At 44.8% G+C, this 19,454-nt stretch carries 16 protein-coding genes and 1 pseudogene; 10 read left to right on the plus strand and 7 right to left on the minus strand.

All coding sequences use genetic code 11. From position 1 onward, the window contains the following. Positions 1-3 precede the first annotated feature (3 nt). Positions 4-387: an RNA-binding S4 domain-containing protein gene (locus tag P8S55_RS04620; protein WP_289225108.1), complete on the plus strand. Its 384-nt coding sequence runs from the start codon at positions 4-6 to the stop codon at positions 385-387. Here the strand turns inward: P8S55_RS04620 and P8S55_RS04625 are convergent. The 3 genes from P8S55_RS04625 to gyrB form a co-directional block, all read right to left on the minus strand. After that, positions 384-617, minus strand: a complete 234-nt coding sequence (locus P8S55_RS04625; RefSeq protein ID WP_289225109.1) for a response regulator — start codon at positions 615-617, stop codon at positions 384-386. The two genes, P8S55_RS04620 and P8S55_RS04625, sit on opposite strands and share 4 nt — an antisense overlap. 191 nt (positions 618-808) lie before the next feature. Further along, positions 809-1,747, minus strand: coding sequence for a phosphoribulokinase (locus P8S55_RS04630; protein ID WP_289225110.1), 939 nt, complete (start codon positions 1,745-1,747; stop codon positions 809-811). Positions 1,748-1,822: 75 nt separating this feature from the next. Then, a complete protein-coding gene (gene gyrB, locus P8S55_RS04635; RefSeq protein WP_289225111.1) occupies positions 1,823-4,258 on the minus strand; it encodes a DNA topoisomerase (ATP-hydrolyzing) subunit B in 2,436 nt (811 codons plus the stop codon). Between the two features lie 411 nt (positions 4,259-4,669). On the opposite strand from gyrB, the gene P8S55_RS04640 reads away from it, so the two are divergent. Both P8S55_RS04640 and P8S55_RS04645 read left to right on the plus strand, forming a co-directional pair. After that, positions 4,670-5,512 (plus strand): DUF2189 domain-containing protein, encoded by an 843-nt coding sequence (locus P8S55_RS04640; protein WP_289225112.1) that lies wholly within the window; start codon positions 4,670-4,672, stop codon positions 5,510-5,512. Positions 5,513-5,589: 77 nt separating this feature from the next. Then, the gene (locus tag P8S55_RS04645) at positions 5,590-5,775 is read left to right on the plus strand and encodes a CPXCG motif-containing cysteine-rich protein (protein WP_289225113.1); all 186 of its coding nucleotides are present in this window, start codon (positions 5,590-5,592) and stop codon (positions 5,773-5,775) included. An 11-nt stretch (positions 5,776-5,786) separates the two neighbouring features. Here the strand turns inward: P8S55_RS04645 and P8S55_RS04650 are convergent, their stop codons facing one another. Further along, positions 5,787-6,839 (minus strand): linear amide C-N hydrolase, encoded by a 1,053-nt coding sequence (locus tag P8S55_RS04650; RefSeq protein ID WP_289225114.1) that lies wholly within the window; start codon positions 6,837-6,839, stop codon positions 5,787-5,789. A gap of 168 nt (positions 6,840-7,007) precedes the next feature. Here P8S55_RS04650 and P8S55_RS04655 point away from each other — a divergent pair, with 168 nt between their 5' ends. The 5 genes from P8S55_RS04655 (at position 7,008) to P8S55_RS04675 (ending at position 15,139) form a co-directional block, all read left to right on the plus strand. Continuing rightward, positions 7,008-8,345 (plus strand): MFS transporter, encoded by a 1,338-nt coding sequence (locus P8S55_RS04655; protein ID WP_289225115.1) that lies wholly within the window; start codon positions 7,008-7,010, stop codon positions 8,343-8,345. Between the two features lie 96 nt (positions 8,346-8,441). Continuing rightward, positions 8,442-10,574: an AMP-binding protein gene (locus P8S55_RS04660; protein WP_289225116.1), complete on the plus strand. Its 2,133-nt coding sequence runs from the start codon at positions 8,442-8,444 to the stop codon at positions 10,572-10,574. Between the two features lie 32 nt (positions 10,575-10,606). Next, positions 10,607-12,418, plus strand: a complete 1,812-nt coding sequence (locus tag P8S55_RS04665; RefSeq protein ID WP_289225117.1) for a Na/Pi cotransporter family protein — start codon at positions 10,607-10,609, stop codon at positions 12,416-12,418. Positions 12,419-12,434: 16 nt separating this feature from the next. Beyond that, on the plus strand, positions 12,435-12,698 hold the full coding sequence (locus P8S55_RS04670) for a hypothetical protein (protein ID WP_289225118.1): 264 nt from the start codon (positions 12,435-12,437) through the stop codon (positions 12,696-12,698). A gap of 68 nt (positions 12,699-12,766) precedes the next feature. After that, positions 12,767-15,139, plus strand: coding sequence for an invasin domain 3-containing protein (locus P8S55_RS04675; protein ID WP_289225119.1), 2,373 nt, complete (start codon positions 12,767-12,769; stop codon positions 15,137-15,139). A gap of 83 nt (positions 15,140-15,222) precedes the next feature. Here the strand turns inward: P8S55_RS04675 and argH are convergent, their stop codons facing one another. Genes argH through P8S55_RS04690 form a run of 3 tightly spaced genes read right to left on the minus strand, consistent with a single transcriptional unit; the run spans position 15,223 to position 17,737 of the window. Further along, on the minus strand, positions 15,223-16,617 hold the full coding sequence (gene argH, locus P8S55_RS04680; protein WP_289225120.1) for an argininosuccinate lyase: 1,395 nt from the start codon (positions 16,615-16,617) through the stop codon (positions 15,223-15,225). A 26-nt stretch (positions 16,618-16,643) separates the two neighbouring features. Then, the gene (locus P8S55_RS04685) at positions 16,644-17,189 is read right to left on the minus strand and encodes a thioredoxin family protein (protein ID WP_289225121.1); all 546 of its coding nucleotides are present in this window, start codon (positions 17,187-17,189) and stop codon (positions 16,644-16,646) included. Between the two features lie 14 nt (positions 17,190-17,203). Beyond that, complete coding sequence (locus P8S55_RS04690) at positions 17,204-17,737, minus strand: thioredoxin family protein (RefSeq protein WP_289225122.1); 534 nt, start codon at positions 17,735-17,737, stop codon at positions 17,204-17,206. A 141-nt stretch (positions 17,738-17,878) separates the two neighbouring features. Between P8S55_RS04690 and hemC the strand changes: the two genes are divergently transcribed. Next, a complete protein-coding gene (gene hemC, locus P8S55_RS04695) occupies positions 17,879-18,808 on the plus strand; it encodes a hydroxymethylbilane synthase (RefSeq protein ID WP_289225123.1) in 930 nt (309 codons plus the stop codon). Between the two features lie 322 nt (positions 18,809-19,130). Further along, positions 19,131-19,447, plus strand: a pseudogene (locus tag P8S55_RS04700) (RRXRR domain-containing protein); the annotation flags it as partial. Between the last annotated feature and the right edge of the window lie 7 nt (positions 19,448-19,454).

The following is a 19,454-nucleotide window of genomic DNA, read 5'->3' on the forward strand; positions in this document are numbered from 1 at the left end:
ATCATGGAACAAGATAAAATTCGATGTGATAAATGGTTGTGGGCCGCGCGGTTTTTTAAAACCCGTGGTGTGGCTTCTGAAGCGCTAAAAGGTGGCAAAATCGAACTGAACGGCAGCAAACCTAAAGCGAGTAAAACCCTTGTGGTGGGGGATAAACTGAAAATTACCCAAGCACACCGTAAGGTCGAGGTAAGGGTAGTGGTGTTATCCGATAAACGAGGTTCGGCCGAGCAAGCTCAACAGCTCTATGAACTGGTCAACGAGGAGTTACTCCAGCGCAAACCTACTGCGGATATGGCATTGGTAGGTTATCGTGAAAAAGGTAAGGGACGTCCGACTAAACGCGAACGTCGTCAGATAGAAACATTTGTTGGTTTCGATTACTAAACAAGGTAGATTGCTTTGTGTTGTTTGATGGTTTCTATCAAATTTAAACCATCTATTGTTGGCATACGAATATCAGTAAGTACTAAATCAAAAATGCCCGTTTGAATTTTTTCGAGCGCCTTATTTGCACTTAAAGCGTTATCTAGCTGATAGCCTGCCATTTCTAAGCGCCATTTTAAAAGTTTTAAAATGGCCCGCTCATCATCAACAACAATTAATAATTTAGTCATAGGACGCATCTGCTAGTTGATGGAGAATATAAAACACTCTAGTGTTCAACTTGGTTTTCAAGTTTAACTTTACTTGGGTTTTAAAAATGAGTTTGGAGATTTTAATAGAAAAGGCAGGGAAAATGTGCAATACAGTTTAAAGAACTATTTAGAGGTTAGTTAACCTCTAAATAGTTTGTTAGCGGACTAACTTAGGCTTTGGCTAAGGCATAGCGTTTTTTCTCAACAAGGTTATGGATGATCGGCGACATCAATAAATCCATCGCTAGTACCATATGCTCTGAGTTATAAACTAGGGTTTCTGGCGTTTGTAACCATGCGCCAGGGATTTTGTTTGCAATCGCTTGTAGGTCAACTTGTTGATGACGTACATGAGTAACCATAAGTGAATTTCTAGGCTCAGGAACTAATGCCGCTTCATCTTTTAAAGTTGAAAACGGATCTGAGGTATCCACTAAGGGTACGCGGTGGAAATTAATGTGGGTACGGTGGAACTGCGGCACGATGTACTCAATATAATCTTCCATACGTTCAAGAATTACGCCACGAACCTGACCAACAGAATAAGGGCGTTCAGAGGTATCACGATAGATTTTCTGCATCCATTCAATATTGACCACTGGGCATACGCCAATACCTAGATCAACATACTGGGCTACGTCATGCATGCCTTCTGCTGGGCCGTGGTCTTTACGTTTTACCATGCCATGCAAACCTTCATAAAACAGCACGTCTGTGCCTTCAGGAATATCTTCCCAGGGCGTGAATTCACCGGGTTTTAGGTTTGTGCCTAGGCGTGCGTTTAGTTCAGCGGCTTCTTCATCGCTGTGGATATAATAACGACGTTTACCCGTACCTGTTTCGCGGTATTGAGCAAATAACTCTTCTAATTTAGCAAATTCATTGGCATGTTCAGAAAAGTGGGTTAAAACACGTGAACAGGCTTCTGCTTTACTTGCAGCCACTTTTTCACGCATGGTAATGCGGTCATATTTATGAAAACTATCGCCTTCGATAATCGCAGCATTCAGTTTTTCACGTGCAAAAATTTGTTCTACAGCACGTTTAACAAATGATGTACCAGCACCAGATGAGCCTGTTACCGTTACGATAGGGTGAATTGCGGACATAATGCCTCCTTTCTTAGTGAAATAAGCAGCGCTTGTAAAGCAGGCCTGCTTGCTATAAATTAAAACGATAAATCGTTAAACATCAATATTTTCAGCGCGTAACGCATTGCTCTCGATAAAGTCTCGACGGGGTTCGACATGATCGCCCATTAGCGTGGTAAACACTTGATCGGCTTCAATCGCATCTTGCACCCTAACTTGTAATAGGCGGCGCGTTTCTGGGTTCATGGTGGTTTCCCAAAGCTGTTCAGGGTTCATTTCACCTAGACCCTTATAGCGTTGAATACTCTGACCGCGTTTGGCTTCGCTCAGTAACCATTCGAGTGCATCTTTAAACGAGTCAACGGGTTGTTGTTTTTCTCCCCGAAAAACATAAGCCGAGTCGGTCAGTAATCCCTGAAGCGTTTCGCTTAGTTTAGCCATCGCGGCATATTCAGGAGAGCTAAAAAATTCTTCGCCATAGACTTGACTGCTTAGTGTGCCATGTTCACGTTGAGCTAAACGAAGGTGGAACTTTGCCTCACCTTCTAGGGCAGGTTCAACGTTAATGGTAAACGTCACCTTTTGTGCTTCACCAAGGGCTTGGAGTCGGGGTTCGAGCTCTTTGGCCCATGAGGTTAATGCCTCAAAATCACTAAGCATTTCAAGTTTGATGGCTGGGGCATCGGTTAACAGTTCTAAGTAGGTTTGGTTAAAGCGACGCGATAAACGCGAAATAATTCGCTTTACTTGTAAAAATTGTTTCGCAAGTTGTTCCAGTGCCACTTCTTTAATGCAAGGCCCTTGGTCTGAAACCCAGACGCCGGAGGTATCCAGCGCGCTGTTAAGGAGATAATTTTCAAGTTCTGTATCATCTTTTAGATAGGTTTCTTGTTTACCTTTTTTAACTTTGTAAAGCGGTGGTTGAGCGATATAGATATAGCCATTTTCAATCAACTCAGGTAATTGGCGATAGAAAAAAGTCAATAACAGCGTTCGAATGTGAGAACCATCGACGTCGGCATCGGTCATAATAATAATGCGATGATAGCGTAGTTTAGCAAGGTTGTATTCATCAGGCCCGATGCCACAGCCCAAAGCGGTGATTAGGGTTCCCACCTCTGCAGAGGCAATCATTTTGTCAAATCGTGCACGCTCGACATTTAAAATCTTACCTTTTAGCGGCAAAATGGCTTGGCGACGACGATCACGACCTTGTTTAGCCGATCCACCGGCGGAGTCACCCTCCACTAGATAAAGTTCGCTGAGTGCCGGATCTTTTTCCTGGCAATCGGCCAGCTTCCCCGGCAAGCCTGCTATATCTAACGCCCCTTTACGACGGGTCATTTCTCGCGCTTTTCGTGCCGCTTCACGCGCTCGAGCCGCATCGACAATTTTAGCAAATACCGCTTTGGCTTCATTTGGGTTTTCTAGCAGGTATTCGGCCAGCTTTTCATTCATTGCGGTTTCAACCGCCGTTTTTACCTCAGAAGAAACCAACTTGTCTTTGGTTTGTGAGGAGAATTTTGGGTCGGGTACTTTAACAGAAATGACCGCAGCCAAACCTTCACGCGCATCATCACCGGATACATTGATTTTGAATTTTTTGTGTAAACCTTCTTTTTCAATGTAACTATTGAGTGTACGTGTCAATGCCGCACGGAAGCCCGACAAGTGCGAACCACCATCGCGTTGCGGAATGTTGTTGGTAAAACAAAAAATCGATTCTTGGTAAGATTCTGACCACTGCATCGCCACTTCAACAGTAATGTCATCGCGAAAAGTAGTGAAATGGAACGCTTTATTATTAATCGGGGTTTTATTATTATTGATAAAATCAACAAACGCCAAAATACCGCCTTCATATTGGAATATTTGTTTGCGATCATCACGTTTATCAATCAGCTCAATATAAACACCTGAGTTCAAAAACGATAGTTCTCTTAAACGTTTTAGCAATTGATCAAAGTTGTATTCGGTAATTGCAAAAATTTTAGGGCTAGGTTTAAAGCGGATTTCCGTGCCGGTTTTATCCGAGTCTGCAACGGCAATCATAGGCGCTTGAGGTACACCTAAATGGTAGGTTTGTTTCCAAACCTTACCATTACGATGAATAATTAAGTTAAGTTCTTCTGATAACGCGTTAACAACCGACACCCCCACACCGTGCAGGCCGCCTGATACCTTGTAAGAATTATCGTCAAACTTACCCCCTGCATGCAGTACGGTCATAATCACTTCAGCCGCTGAAACGCCTTCTTCATTGTGAATATCTACCGGAATACCTCGACCATTGTCGGTGACCGATACCGAGCCATCGGTATGAATAATAACTCTTATAGTGTCACAATGACCAGCCAAGGATTCATCAATCGCATTATCAACGACTTCAAATACCATGTGATGTAAACCGGAACCGTCATCAGTATCTCCAATATACATACCTGGACGTTTACGGACAGCATCAAGCCCTTTTAAGACTTTAATCGAGGAAGAATCGTATAGCTTAGGTTCGGTATTGGTTTCTGACATGGCTTTAGACTTTGGTTACAAAAATAATCAAATGATTTTACCACAATTTTTCTAAAACCGTTTTGGTTGGTTTTAGAAAGCCTAATCGCCATTTAAAGCCACAAAATAATGTGTTACATAACACTAAAGTAGCGAGTCAAGCACAGCCCTGTTGGTTTGGAAGTTCAGACTAAGATGCGTTGGTTTTTTAAAATCCCAATGTGATTTTGGCTATTAACCCATTGATATTATTAATGTGATTTATGTCAGTGCAAGAAGTTTCTATTTTTAATTAAATATAAAGTAGGTATGATTAAAATTGTAAAGCTTGTTTTATGTATGTTTTGTATAGGGTCTTAGCTCAAACAATCATCTGATGACAGCACCCAGATCAGAGAAAGGACCCAATTAATAGCCTTAAAGGAGTCCGACATGTCAACTTATTCAAATAATCTTAATAAAATACTTAATCAACCTCGAACTCATGATCATGTAACTGAGGAAGGTGAGCATATTATTTCAACTGATGTTCAATTTTCAGATATACCTCGTTGGTTAAACAACGGCTGGCAAGATATGGCAAAACTACCGGTTATTACCCTGTTTTATGGTTCAGTGATGGCTCTTGCAGTTTATTTGGTATATTTTTTCTTCCAAAATAATCCAATCCATATGTTTACCATTGCAACGCTAGCGGTGATGATGTCGCCGTTTTTAGCAACGGGATTGTATTATGCCTCGCAAAAGTTAGAAGAGGGTGAAAAGCCGAGTCTTTTTGAAACAATGATTTCATGGAAAATCAATGCGGGGGATATAGGATTCTATGCCGCTGTTTTGGGGGTTATTATTGCCGCTTGGGCAACCTTTACGCCTTTGTTAGCGGCTGTAGTTGTCCAGTCTCAGGGCTTGTTGATTGTAGACCCTAATTTAGGTGTAGCAGGGTTTTTGCTATCGGATGCAGGGTTGATTTTTATGGGATATTTTAGTGTACTTGCCATTGCGCTTACTGCATTTGTGTTCACTATCAGTGTAGTTACTATCCCTTTATTGCTTAAAGACAACCATATTGGTGCTGTTCAAGCGATGATTATTAGCTTCCAAATTTCTATGGAGAATAAAGGCGTTATGGCGGCATGGGCGATGGTGATCGGGTTGCTTGTTGCAATAGGTATTCTCTCATTAGGTTTGGGCATGTTAATCATTATGCCATTGTTGGGTTATGCAAGTTGGCATGCCTTTAATGATTTGGTTAAGGTTATACCTGCTGAAAAATAAATTTACAGCTTGAGTGTTTGAAAAAACCCAGTTATGCTGGGTTTTCTTGTTTTTAGGCCTTCATCACGGGAGTCACCATGCTTGATACGCAATATATTCAATGTCCTTATTGTTGGGAGGTCATTGAAATAGTCATTGATCCATCTGAGCCTCAACAAGATTATATTGAAGATTGCTTTGTGTGCTGTCGGCCGATTCACTTACAAGTTAGCATAACGCATACAGGCGAGCCCGTCGTTCAAGCACGCAGTGAAGACGAGTAGCCTCTGGGTGGTTATAGCCCTTGAAACACAAAGGGTTGAGTCGGTACAAAGGCTTTATTGGCTTCGCCAGCATAGATTTCGCCTTGATCGAGGGGGAGTTTTTTCACAGAAGCCCCTTTGCTGAAATCAATGCTTTTCAAATCCACCCAGAGCACATTGGGTGTAAGCACGTTTTCAAAGTAATAAACTAAGTGTTTATGGTCAGCGACTACGCGCCAACGCGTGTTTGAAATATGCGGTTGGTCTGGGGTGGATATTCCGTAGGGTACGGATACGTTGCGAATCACGCTAAATACGCTGGCAACCGATACGAGGGAATCTGTAGTTTTGGGGATGGCGTCTATGTAATAAGATGCACGTACAAAGCGATCTGCGGCACGGTTGGAGCCAGGTAACATAATGGTGCCAGGAATGGTTTCCCAGTAGCCTTTGATTGCGAGTTGTTGTTCAAACACGGGGTCATTGGTCATGACGTTATAGTCTCGGCTGTGGTGAACCACTAATTGACCATTAATATATTCAAAAATTGCGCTGTCGCCCGTCGCATCAGAAAGCGAGAGGTGAACCGTGGTGAATTTATCGGTACCGGGTATAAAATCGGTGACAACGGTAAATTCTTGTTTACTGAGTTCTTCCACCGCTTGCGCTACGGTTGCAAAGTTATCAAGGGCATACTGTGCCCAAGCGGCAATGGTTAAACCCGGTTTATCGCCGTCTTTTTCAAATGTGGGGTATTGGGATTCGACAAGCCACAATAGATTGGCAACCAAGCCTTTTTCATTCATGCCATCGGGTGAGGCGATATCCCATGAGCTAGCAACGACACTGCCATAGCGGGATGTCCATTGAACTGAGTTTTTACCGACTTCGCCATTACGCTGCATGCCACGCGGAAAAATCCACAGGTTAGCTGGGATGTCGAGAGAGAAATCCATCGTGCGGCCGGTCAGTATCGTGTTATCGGGCCCTTGGTAAACCACACGTGTGCAGGCTTGGGTTTGAGTGAGCGGCATAAGACTAAACGCGAGTAAACTGGCGGCAAGTGCGGTAGTTAATTTTTTCATATTGGGTCTCACGGAGGGTTAATAATTTGTTTACTAAGATTAGCATTGTTTGGCTTGCTGGTAAACCGCTTGAATTTACGGTAACCTCATGATTTGATTTTTGCGATTTAATTTTGCATTAAATTCCCCACCCCGTTTAACCAAGATAGGTATCAAGATAGGTATGTTATGCGTTTAGGTCAGTCTCTTATTATTCAACCCAAGTTCCTAGCATTGTTTGTGGTGCAGTTTTTGGGAGCATTTAACGACAACCTGTTTAAAAACGCATTGGTGATGCTGATTAGCTATCGCATTATGGTGGATAGCGATGCAGGCTTGACGATTACGCTGGCGGCGGGGTTATTTATTCTACCGTTTTTCTTGTTTTCACCTTATGGCGGTTATTTAGCTGATCGGTGGGATAAGGTTTGGTTAATGCGCAAAATTAAGCTAGCCGAGGTGTTGATTATGTTACTCGCGTCCTTGGCGTTAATAAGCGGTGAAATTGGTTTGATGTTGATGGTGTTGTTTTTGCTGGGGGTACAGTCGGCGTTTTTTGGGCCAATTAAATATTCAATCCTGCCTGAGCAGGTTCCTTCAGGATTGTTGATGCAAGCTAATGCGTGGTTTAGTGGTTCAACGTTTGTCGCGATTTTAATCGGCACGGTCATTGGCGGGCTTGTGGTGCTCAGCGAGGATGGCATTAAAGTATTAAGCGGTTTAATGCTTGCGCTGGCATTAATCGGCTACTTAGCTAGCCGTTGGGTGCCACTTAATAGTGCTATTTTACAGCCACGTTCTCTGCCAAGTTCACTGCCAATATCTGCTCAAACATCGATTCAAAATGAGCCAATTAACAACCAGGCCTGGTTGTCAATTTTCAAAAACACATTTAATCATTTTGCCGATGGGCGCGGCTATATTGTGGTGGCGATTTCGGTTTTATGGTTTATTGGCGCATCGTTGCTGAGCCAGTTTCCCTTGTGGGTAAAAGACTTTCTGTATGCCGATGAGCAGGTCGCGGTGTTGTTTATGGCGTTGTTTGCCTTGGGTTTTGCGTTAGGTGCTTGGGCGATTAACCGCCATCTAAAAGGCCGCACGCAATTGCGTTATCAACCTTTTCTGTTGGTTTTAATGGCGCTGGCGCTGCTGGATGCAATTTGGGCAAGCTCACAAGTGCCTGTGCAAACCAATTTGCTCAGCTTGACTGAGTATTTAACTCAATGGCCGGGCAATCGGGTGATGTTTGATTTGCTGTTATTAGCCATCTTGGCGGGTGCCTATGCGGTACCGCTCTATACCCAGCTACAACGTCAAGTCGCCGATGAAGAAAGAGCCCAAGCTTTTGCATTGAATAATGTAATGAACGCCTTGTTTATGGTTGGATCGGCAATATTGATTATGCTTGGTTATAGCATCGGCTTAAATTGGTTACAAGTTGCAGCAGGCCTGGTTGTAGCGATATTATTAATGGCGATGATTGAATGGCATTGGCGCAAACGTGTCGTGTTACATCAGGATGGCTAAAGATATAACTTAAATCGATTTTACTCATTCGGTTTTTTTAGTAAAGTGCATTTTTCTAAATGCAGATTTAGCCACTAAACACATTGAGGGGGCGAGATGAAAACACTAGCAAGGTGGTTGTTTAAGCTGTTGTGGCGGGTAGAGGTGCGAGGGCTGGAGCACTATACAAAAGTGGATCAAAGCCAAACACCTATGCTAATCGTGGCGAACCACCAATCGTTGCTGGATGGGCCTTTGATTGACTTATTTGTGCCGGGGCGCACCACCTTTATGATTCATACGGACCATACTGGCGGTTGGAAGCGTTGGTTGTTAAAGCTGGCGGATTTTATTGTAGTTGATATGCAAAGCCCGCTGGCCGCCAAGCACATGATTGAGGCATTAAGAGCCGGTAAACAAGGCATGATTTTTCCAGAAGGGCGCATTAGTACCACTGGCGGCTTGATGAAGGTGTATGAAGGTACCGGCTTAGTGGCGGACAAAGCCGGCGCGATGATTTTGCCAGTGCAGATTGAAAATGCACATCTTAGTCGGTTTTCTTATCTAGATGGGCGCGTGCGCTGGACGCCGCGTCGTTGGTTTCCTAAAATTACCCTCACGATTTTGCCGCCTCAGTCACTTAACATTCCCGCTGAATTAAAAGGTCATGCGCGTCATGCGCAGCTTAAATCAGCGATTTACCTGCTGATGCGCGACAGCCAGTTTTATGCGCGCTACCAACCTAAAAATTTAACCCAAGCCTTACTCGATGCCAAACAGCAGTTTGGTTACCAGGCCTGCTCGATTGCCGATGCACAAGGCAATCAATTAGGTTTAAAAAAGCTGGTATTAGCCGCCAGAGTCTTGGGGTTGAAACTAGATCAAAGCCTGCCTAATCAAACCTATGTTGGCGTGATGTTGCCGAATGTGGCGGGGATGGTGGCGGTGTTTTTTGCGTTGCAGGCGTATGGGCGTGTGCCAGCGTTGTTGAACTTTACTGCCGGTGAGGCCGCCTTGCGTTCCGCCTGTGAAACAGCGCAATTAAAAACCATTTTAACCTCGCGAAAGTTTATTGAGTTAGCGGGTTTGGAGCGCGTAGCGCAAAAATTAGCCGAGCAGGTTGAGCTGGTATATTTGGAAGACTTGCGTGAGCAGATTGACCTCAGTTTAAAGCTTAAGGCGCTGAGTCGTTCGGTTAAAGCCCTACCAGGTCGGGTTGTAGATCCGCAAAAGCCGGCTGTGGTGTTGTTTACCTCGGGTTCTGAAGGCACACCTAAGGCTGTATTATTGTCGCACGCTAACATTGTGGCGAATATCGAGCAAGTCAGCGCGATGTTTAGCCTGCTACCGGGTGATCCGGTGTTTAATGCCTTGCCCACTTTTCATAGTTTTGGCTTAACCGCTGGGTTATTGTGGCCGCTGTTAAAAGGTGCGCGGGTCGAGTTGCATCCATCGCCGCTGCATTATTCCATTATTCCCGAGCGAATTTATCAAACCAATGCGCGGTTGTTTTTTGCCACCGATAGTTTTTATCGGGGTTATGCCAAAAAAGCCGATCCCTATGACTTTTATAGCATTGATGCACTGGTCGCGGGAGCAGAAAAACTAAAACCTGAAACCCGCCAGTTGTATAGTGATAAATTTCATAAACCTATTTTTGAAGGCTATGGCGTGACCGAAACGGCACCCGTATTGGCGGTCAATATCCCGCAGATGTGTCAGCATGGCACGGTCGGCCAGCTGGTGGCGGGGATGGAATATCGGCTGGAACCCGTAGCAGGCCTGGTTGAAGGCGGGCAGCTTTGGGTCAAAGGCCCAAATGTGATGCTGGGTTATTTTAAAACCGCTAATCCGGGTGTACTCGTGCCGATTGAAGATGGTTGGTACGACACGGGGGATATCGTCACCATCAACGCGCAAGGCTTCATCACGATTCAAGGGCGCGCCAAACGCTTCGCCAAAATTGCCGGTGAAATGGTGTCTTTATCAGCAATAGAAGCCGCGGTTGCCCGCGTATGTCATCAAGGCCAAGCGGTCGCGGTGCGCTTACCTGATGAGCTAAAAGGTGAGCGAATTGTGCTTGTGACCGATGATACGCATCTTAACAAACAGCAAGTGTCTCAAGCGATTCGTTTAGCCGGTTTAAGCGAATTGGCCGTACCCAAAACGATTTTATTTGTTGAGCAGATTCCTTTATTGGGCACAGGTAAGGTAAACTATCCAGCAGTCGATCAACTGGCTAGCTCTTAAGTTTAGTTGAGATAGTATTAGAGAGAGAATAGATGCTAAAAAAAGTACTGCTGCCAACGATTCTTGTATTACTCGCTTATGGTTTCTGGGTCAGTCCTGATTTTAAAGACGTCGCCGCCGGCATTGCGTTGTTTATGTTTGGCATGATTTTATTGGAGGAGGGCTTTAAAGCTTTTACCGGCGGTGCTTTGGAAACAGTGTTGCGCAAATCCACCAGCCACCAATGGAAAAGTTTTAGCTTTGGTATGGTGGCCACTACCTTGATGCAATCCAGCAGTTTGGTGTCTTTAATTACCATTTCGTTTGTCGGCGCGCAAATGATTACATTGGCGGCAGGTATCGGCATTATTATGGGGGCGAATATCGGCACCACCACCGGCGCTTGGTTGATTGCCGGCTTTGGTTTAAAAGTCGATATCGCCAGTTATGCGATGCCGATGTTGGTGTTTGGGGTGGTGTTACTGTTTCAAAAAAATAAAGTCTATAAAGGCATCGGTTCGATTTTAATGGGGGTGGCGTTTTTATTCCTCGGCATTCACTACATGAAAATCGGCTTTGAAGCTTTTCAATCTGGCTTTGATTTAACCGCTTATGCGGTACCAGGCCTGGTTGGGGTATTGCTATTCACCTTAATTGGGATGGCAATAACCACCATCATGCAATCAAGCCATGCAACTTTGTTGATCACGATTGCCGCACTAGCAACCGGTCAAGTTACCTATGAAAATGCGTTGGCGCTAGCGATTGGCGCAAACCTAGGCAGTACCATTACCGCCTTATTGGGCGGGGTTGCCTCCAATATTTGGGGCAAGCGCTTGGCGTTTGCGCACCTTAGCTTTAATATTTTAACCGCTGCTGTCACGATTATTTTTATCAACCAATTTGTTTGGCTGGTTGATTATTTAGCTTCGTTTTTAGGCATCGCCGATGATAGCTATTTATTAAAATTAGCCTTGTTTCACACGCTGTTTAACCTATTGGGTGTGATTTTACTTTGGCCGTTTGTTAATCGTCTTGAAGCGGAATTGATCAAGCGTGTTAATTTCAAACCCGAATCCTCCGAGCAACCGCTATACCTCTACCCTCAAGCCTTGGAAACCCCCGCTACCGCAGTGAGTGCGGTGCGTCAAGAGGTGGCGCACCTTTTTGACAATGCCTATGGCATCCTTGCACACGGCATTAGCTTGCGTCGTGCGGTGATTGAATCTGATGAGTCGCTAGAAGATGCGGTGAAATACACGCGCCGAATTATGCCGCTGGATTTAGACGATAATTATGAAAATAAAATCAAAAGCCTGCATAATGAAATTGTGGATTTTATCGGTCAAGCGCAAATGCGTGAATTAACCCCCGAAGCGTCTGAAGAACTCTATATTTTGCGTCAGGCGAGCCGTGATGTGGTGGAATCAGTAAAAGCGATGAAACACCTGCATAAAAACCTCAGTAAACACGGCGTATCCGCTAATTTAGCGATTCGTGAAGAATATGATGCAATGCGCTTAATGATTGCCAAACTCCTTCGCGCATTGCAAGTGGTGCGCAAGGATCCCGATGAGGTGATTCCCTTGTCTATGGATGCGCTAAAACTAGAGCTTGAAAAATCATCGCGTCAACTGATTTCACAACTGGATGACAAAATCCGTCATCGTCGAATTCAATCGGCTATTGCGACATCGATTATGAACGACGAAGGCTACAGCGTTGAACTAGTTCGTAATCTAATAGATGCATTACAAGTGATATTAATTGAATCGAACGTTAAATCAAACCAAGACTTGACCCTAAGCGGTCATGAGATTGAACAATTAGCAACAGACACAGCGCAAAACCAAACAAAAGCCTAAGCCCTAGGAGCGAAAGATGAAACTGAAAAAAATGCTAGAAAAACTCGGTTTATTACTTGATTCAGAAAAACGAGAGTGTAAAAAGACAATTAAATCCCTGCGCGAAGTGCTTAAGGGACTCAAGCAAAAAGAACAAAAATTACGCAGCGAACTCGAACAGGCAACGGATGAGCAAACCAAGCAAACCATCCAAAACCAACTCGACGTCACCGCCGCCCAGCGTGCCAAAGGCAAGGCTCGTTTGCTAGAGCTCAGAGCGCAATCGCAGAATAAAGCTTAAGTTTTCACACAACCAGGCCTGTTTTTAGGTCAAAAAACCGAGACAATACAATGATCAAAAAAATATTAATGCCCCTTTTTATTGTGCTATTTGTCCTAGTAGGCTGTAATGGTGCAGATGAAGACTTAGCTAATCAACGATCAGGCACATCGCCTTCCCAACCATCTTTGCCATTACCTGACGAAAACACAGACTCCAGCGATGATGAAATAAGTAACAGTGAAAACCTCCTCGTAAACGCTATAACCCTAACTCCCCTCAACACAAGCCTAGAAGTAGGCGGACAAGTCACCCGAGTTGATCTGAGAGCAACAAACAGCGCCAATCAGCCTGCGGTTAACAAACCCCTGCGTCTAAGCCTAAGCAGTGGAGAACTATTTAGCAACGAAGCCGATGCGCTAGCCAACACCAACCCACAAAGTCAACCACACACCCAAAACACCAATACACAAGGTGAAGGTGTCATCTATGTGCGCAGTGCCAATACCACTGGAACGGCCAGGCTCTTAGCGAGTGTTGATGGAGTTAATCAAACTACCTCAATAGAATTTACACCAGGAGCTGTTGATGAGAGTCAATCCAGTATTGATTTAAACCCTGCGAATTTAACAGCGGATGGCGTAAGTGAAACTGAAGTCACAATTACACTAAGAGATCAATACGCTAACCGGTTAGGCAATGGATTAGCGCTGACACTCAACCTAAACAACGGCAGTATAAGTAGTGCAAACCCACAAACCACCCAAAATGGACGCGCCATCTTCAAAGTTCGCTCACCGCAAAATGCAGGTACAGGAAATCTTTCAATAGAGGGCTACCCAAGCCTTAGTGCGACACTAACATATGAAGCCGCGGATGTTCTACCGGTGAACGCTATAACCCTAACTCCCCTCAACACAAGCCTAGAAGTAGGCGGACAAGTCACCCGAGTTGATCTAAGAGCAACAAACAGCGCCAATCAGCCTGCGGTTAACAAACCCCTGCGTCTAAGCCTAAGCAGTGGAGAACTATTTAGCAACGAAGCCGATGCGCTAGCCAACACCAACCCACAAAGTCAACCACACACCCAAAACACCAATACACAAGGTGAAGGTGTCATCTATGTGCGCAGTGCCAATACCACTGGAACGGCCAGGCTCTTAGCGAGTGTTGATGGTCTTACTCAAGGTACCTCAATAGAATTTACACCAGGAGCTGTTGATGAGAGTCAATCCAGTATTGATTTAAACCCTGCGAATTTAACAGCGGATGGCGTAAGTGAAACTGAAGTCACAATTACACTAAGAGATCAATACGCTAACCGGTTAGGCAATGGATTAGCGCTGACACTCAACCTAAACAACGGCAGTATAAGTAGTGCAAACCCACAAACCACCCAAAATGGACGCGCCATCTTCAAAGTTCGCTCACCGCAAAATGCAGGTACAGGAAATCTTTCAATAGAGGGCTACCCAAGCCTTAGTGCGACACTAACATATGAAGCCGCGGATGTTCTACCGGTGAACGCTATAACCCTAACTCCCCTCAACACAAGCCTAGAAGTAGGCGGACAAGTCACCCGAGTTGATCTAAGAGCAACAAACAGCGCCAATCAGCCTGCGGTTAACAAACCCCTGCGTCTAAGCCTAAGCAGTGGAGAACTATTTAGCAACGAAGCCGATGCGCTAGCCAACACCAACCCACAAAGTCAACCACACACCCAAAACACCAATACACAAGGTGAAGGTGTCATCTATGTGCGCAGTGCCAATACCACTGGAACGGCCAGGCTCTTAGCGAGTGTTGATGGTCTTACTCAAGGTACCTCAATAGAATTTACACCAGGAGCTGTTGATGAGAGTCAATCCAGTATTGATTTAAACCCTGCGAATATACCTGCTAACTCATTAAGTGAGAGTGTTGTAACGGTTTATTTTAGAGATCAGTTTGGAAACCCTGTACAAGATGGTATTCAAGCTATTCTTAATCTAGATAACGGATCTTTGTTTACCAGCAATCCACAAGTAACAGAGTCAGGTAAGGTCGTTTTTCGTGTAAGATCTGATTCACCAGGTACTGGTAATGTTTCAGTAGAGCAATATCCAACCCTTATAGGGTCTATCTTATATGAAGATGTCGGTGCTGAGTTAGTTCAAAGCATTGAAATTAACCCTCTAAATAGTACGCTTTATCTTGATGGAGAGATAACTCGTATTGAAATTCTGGCCTTAAATACCCTTGGGAACCCTGCAGTAAATAAACCGTTGCGTATTAGTTCTGATATTGGAGAGTTGCTGCTTAATGAAGACGATAACACTGCACAAGCTCAGCCTGTTACACTTACTACAAATACACTAGGGCGAGTGATACTTTATTTAAAAAGAGGAGCTACATCAGGTACAGCGATTGTTTCAGCAACGGTTGATGGTGTAAATAGCCGAGTTGAGATTGAATTCGAATAATATATGGTTGTATCAGCGTTCATCTATTAGAGTTGAACGCTATTATTTGGATTTAAGTTATTAGTATTAGAGGTTAGGCAAGCTTAATTTTGTAAAACGTATTTAGCCTGTGTGACTTGCTTTTTTACTTGCTCCGGTGCGGTGCCGCCTAGATGATTACGTGCCGAAACCGAGCCTTCTAGGGTTAATACTTCAAATACATCTTGGTTAATCTTATCGCTAAAGCCTTGTAAGGTCTCGAGTGACATTTCTGACAGGTCTAATCCGGTTTTCACGCCATGTGCGACCGCTAGGCCAACTACCTCATGGGCATCACGAAATGCCATGCCTTGGCGCACCAAGTAATCGGCTAAATCCGTAGCGGTGGAAAAGCCGCGCTTAGCGGCTTGATAGGTAATCTCGCGTTTGACCTGCATCGCTGGAATCATGTCAGCAAAGGCGCGTAAACAACCGCGAACGGTATCCACGGTATCAAATAATGGCTCTTTGTCTTCTTGGTTGTCTTTGTTATAGGCGAGGGGTTGTGACTTCATTAGTGTAAGAAGGCTAATCAAATGACCATAGACGCGTCCTGATTTACCACGCACCAATTCTGGCACATCGGGGTTTTTCTTTTGCGGCATAATCGATGAGCCGGTGCAAAAACGATCTGGTAAATCTATAAACTGAAATTGTGCCGATGACCAAAGAACAAGTTCTTCTGAAAAACGCGACATGTGCATGAGTAAGGTGGCGGCCCAAGCGGTAAACTCGATCGCAAAATCACGATCCGATACGCCGTCTAGTGAGTTCTGACTGATGCGCTCAAAGCCAAGTAATTGGGCGGTGTACTCACGGTCTATTGGGTAGGTGGTGCCCGCTAAGGCCGCTGAGCCTAATGGCAAGGTATTGACGCGTTTGCGGCAATCTTCTAAACGCTCGACATCACGTACCAGCATTTCGTACCAAGCCATCATATGGTGACCAAAGGTGACCGGTTGGGCGGTTTGTAAATGGGTAAAGCCGGGCATAATCGTGTCGGCTTCGCGTTCGGCAACCAAAACAATGCCTTGTTGCAAGCGTTTGAGTTCGGTCAAAATAAAGTCAATTTCATCTCGTAAATACAAGCGAATATCGGTGGCTACTTGATCATTGCGTGATCGCCCCGTGTGGAGTTTTTTGCCTGTGACGCCAATCATTTGGGTTAAGCGTGATTCGATATTCATATGAATATCTTCTTGTTTGATCGACCAGCGAATTTCGCCGTTTTCAATTTCTTGTTGGATATGTTTCAAGCCCTTGATAATCGCGTCTTCTTCTTTGGCGTTTAAAATGCCGACTTTATAGAGCATGCGTGCATGGGCAATCGAGCCTTGAATATCTTGCGCATACATCCGGTGGTCAAATTGAATCGATGCAGTAAATTCCTCTACAAAAGCGTCGGTGGACTCGGTAAAGCGACCACTGGAGAGTTTTTCTTGGTTAATGTTTTGAGTCATAGCAAACCTTAATAAGTTGGCGTTAATTAATTTGGGGTAAATTGCGCTAAAGGGCGGCGCATTTGATCTGGGTTCACCGGTAGGCGCATTGGATTCTCCATGCGCTCGTAAGCTTGGTTTAATCGTTGGTGAATCAAACTTGCGTAAAGTTGAACATCTATCGTGCCAACAAGCGGTTCGGCTACTGGTTTGCCGCTGGCATCTACAAAAATAACGGTGGGCGTGACATGCGCACGGTACATTCTAGCGAAATTGCGTTTTGAAAGGGATTCATTATCAGAAAATTTTATTTGTGAGTTTAAATCCGTATCAACCTTGCGCATCATCATCGCATAGCCATCATATAAGCCACCTCGAATCATTGGGTTAAGTACTTCACGTTCGAGTTGGTGGCAGAATCGGCAATGCTCAGCGCTAAACATAATCATAATGGGAATGTTTTGGGCGTCGGCTTGCTGGGCGACCTGGTGAAAGTCGTCCATTTCTTGAAGTTTATTGGCATGGGCGAGTTGATCACTACATCCCATAAGTATAAACAATACAATACCTAACCATAGTCCCTGTTTTTTCATCTATTTGGCATCCATTAATTGGCATCGTTTAAAGGTCGGCGCATTTGATCTGGGTTAACCGGTAGGCGCATCGGATTCCCCATGCGCTCATAGGCTTGGTTTAAGCGTTGGTGAACCATGCCCAGGTAAAGTTGAATCTCCATGGAGCCAATCATCGGTTCGGCGACGGGAATACCATTAGGGTCCACGAATATCACGGTGGGCGTTACATCTGCGCGATACATACGCATCATATTGCCCTTGGTAATGCGTTCATCCGCATTGAAGCGAATTTCTTGATGAAGTTCACTAACCTTTCGCATATACAAAGCATAACCCTCATACATACCGCCACGAATCATGGGGTTAAAAACGGTTCGTTCAAGTTGCGAGCAAAACTCACAATGGGGACCGGTAAACATCAGCATAATGGGTATATTCTGCGCACGTGCCTGCTGGGATACCCAATGAAAATCAGTTAGTTCTGCCAAGTTTGCCTGCGCCTTATGTTGGAAGCTAGCGAAAATTAAAAACAAAGAAAGTCCAATGAACGCAATAGGTTTTTTCATGTTTGTCACTCCTGAAGTTTATCTGTAGAGGCTTTATAAGCCTTCTTGTATAAGATTGATATTTTACTCAAAACTTATTTTAACCAAAACTTGTGGCGACATTTGAGTAAAATGTAAGGTTAATAGTAATAGGAATCCAGAATGAAAACAAAGTTAACGATTGCAACCCGTAAAAGCCCGCTTGCCTTATGGCAAGCCGAATTTGTAAAAGCTGAATTAGAAAAAGCTCATCCAGGCCTGCTTGTCGAATTAGCTCCGATGAGTACTAAAGGTGATAAGATTTTAGATGTGCCTTTAGCCAAAATTGGTGGCAAAGGCTTGTTTACCAAAGAACTGGAAGATCGTATGTTGGCAGGTGAGGCCGATTTGGCGGTACATTCGATGAAAGATGTGCCGATGGTGTTGCCAGAGGGGTTTGCGCTTAGTGCTATTATGAAGCGTCATGATCCTACCGATGCATTTGTATCAAATAATTATGCCAATCTTGATGCGTTGCCGCAGGGTGCCATTTTAGGCACGTCGAGTCTACGTCGCCAAGCGCAGTTTCAAGCCTTACGCCCTGATTTAGAGGTGCGTTTTCTGCGTGGTAATGTAGGTACACGCTTAGGTAAGTTGGATGCGGGTGAATATGATGCGATTATTCTCGCCACCTCAGGCCTAGAGCGTTTAGAATTACATGATCGTATTCGCGCTCGTATGGCGCCTGAGTTGTGTTTGCCAGCTGTTGCTCAAGGAGCACTCGGTATTGAAACCCTAGCCGGTGACACCGAAACCCAAGCCCTCATTTCGGTGTTAAATCATGAGGACACCGAAATTGTGGTTAAAACCGAGCGTGCGATGAATCACGCACTTGATGGCGGTTGCCAGGTGCCGATTGGTGGCTTTGCGTTGCTTGAGGGTGGTGAAGTTTGGTTGCGTGGTTTAGTGGCTGAAACCGATGGCTCACGTATTATTCGTAAGGAGGGTCGTGCGCCAGTGAATGAGGCCGAAGCGATGGGGCGTCAAATTGGACAAGCGTTACTGGACAGTGGTGGACGCGAGATTTTACAAAAGCTTTACGCTGATCAATAAACTTCAGTCAACAACCCCGCCTTGAAAGGCGAGGCTTGTAAAAGCCTAGTTGACCAGAGGGCTAAATCTTAGATTAAGCAGCAGACGATAACGGGTCGTTAAGACTTACCAGTGGGTGCTTCCTTAGCCCACTGCTCTAAAAGGTGTTGAGAATGCGGGCATAGGGTAAGTGCCGAATCTTGATGTCGCCACCTCGGTGGGAGCCGGTTATCGTCAATCTCGAAGGGAGATGCCGAAAGGCACGTTACTAGCCCCGTAGGGGGAATAATTTGGAGAATACCGTATGTCGGTATTTGTATTAGCAAAAAACAAGAAGCCGTTAATGCCGTGCTCAGAGAAACGCGCAAGGCTACTGCTTTCGCGGGGTCGTGCGGTGGTGCATTTGATGACGCCGTTTACTATTCGGTTAAAAGACCGGGTAGCGGGTGTGTGTCAGTCCGTGCATGTCAAAATCGATCCCGGCTCAAAGCAAACGGGGATGGCGGTTGTACTGGAATCCAAGCTGGATTTAAAGGTATTGTGGTTAAGTGTGATTCACCACCGCAGTCATCAGATTAGTGAACAGCTTACCGCACGACGCGCCATGCGCCGCCGTCGCCGTAATCAGCTTTGGTATCGGACATTGGCATGGAGCGGGTGAAGTTTG

This window comes from Thiomicrospira sp. R3, from assembly GCF_029581415.1.
GTDB lineage: Bacteria > Pseudomonadota > Gammaproteobacteria > Thiomicrospirales > Thiomicrospiraceae > Thiomicrospira.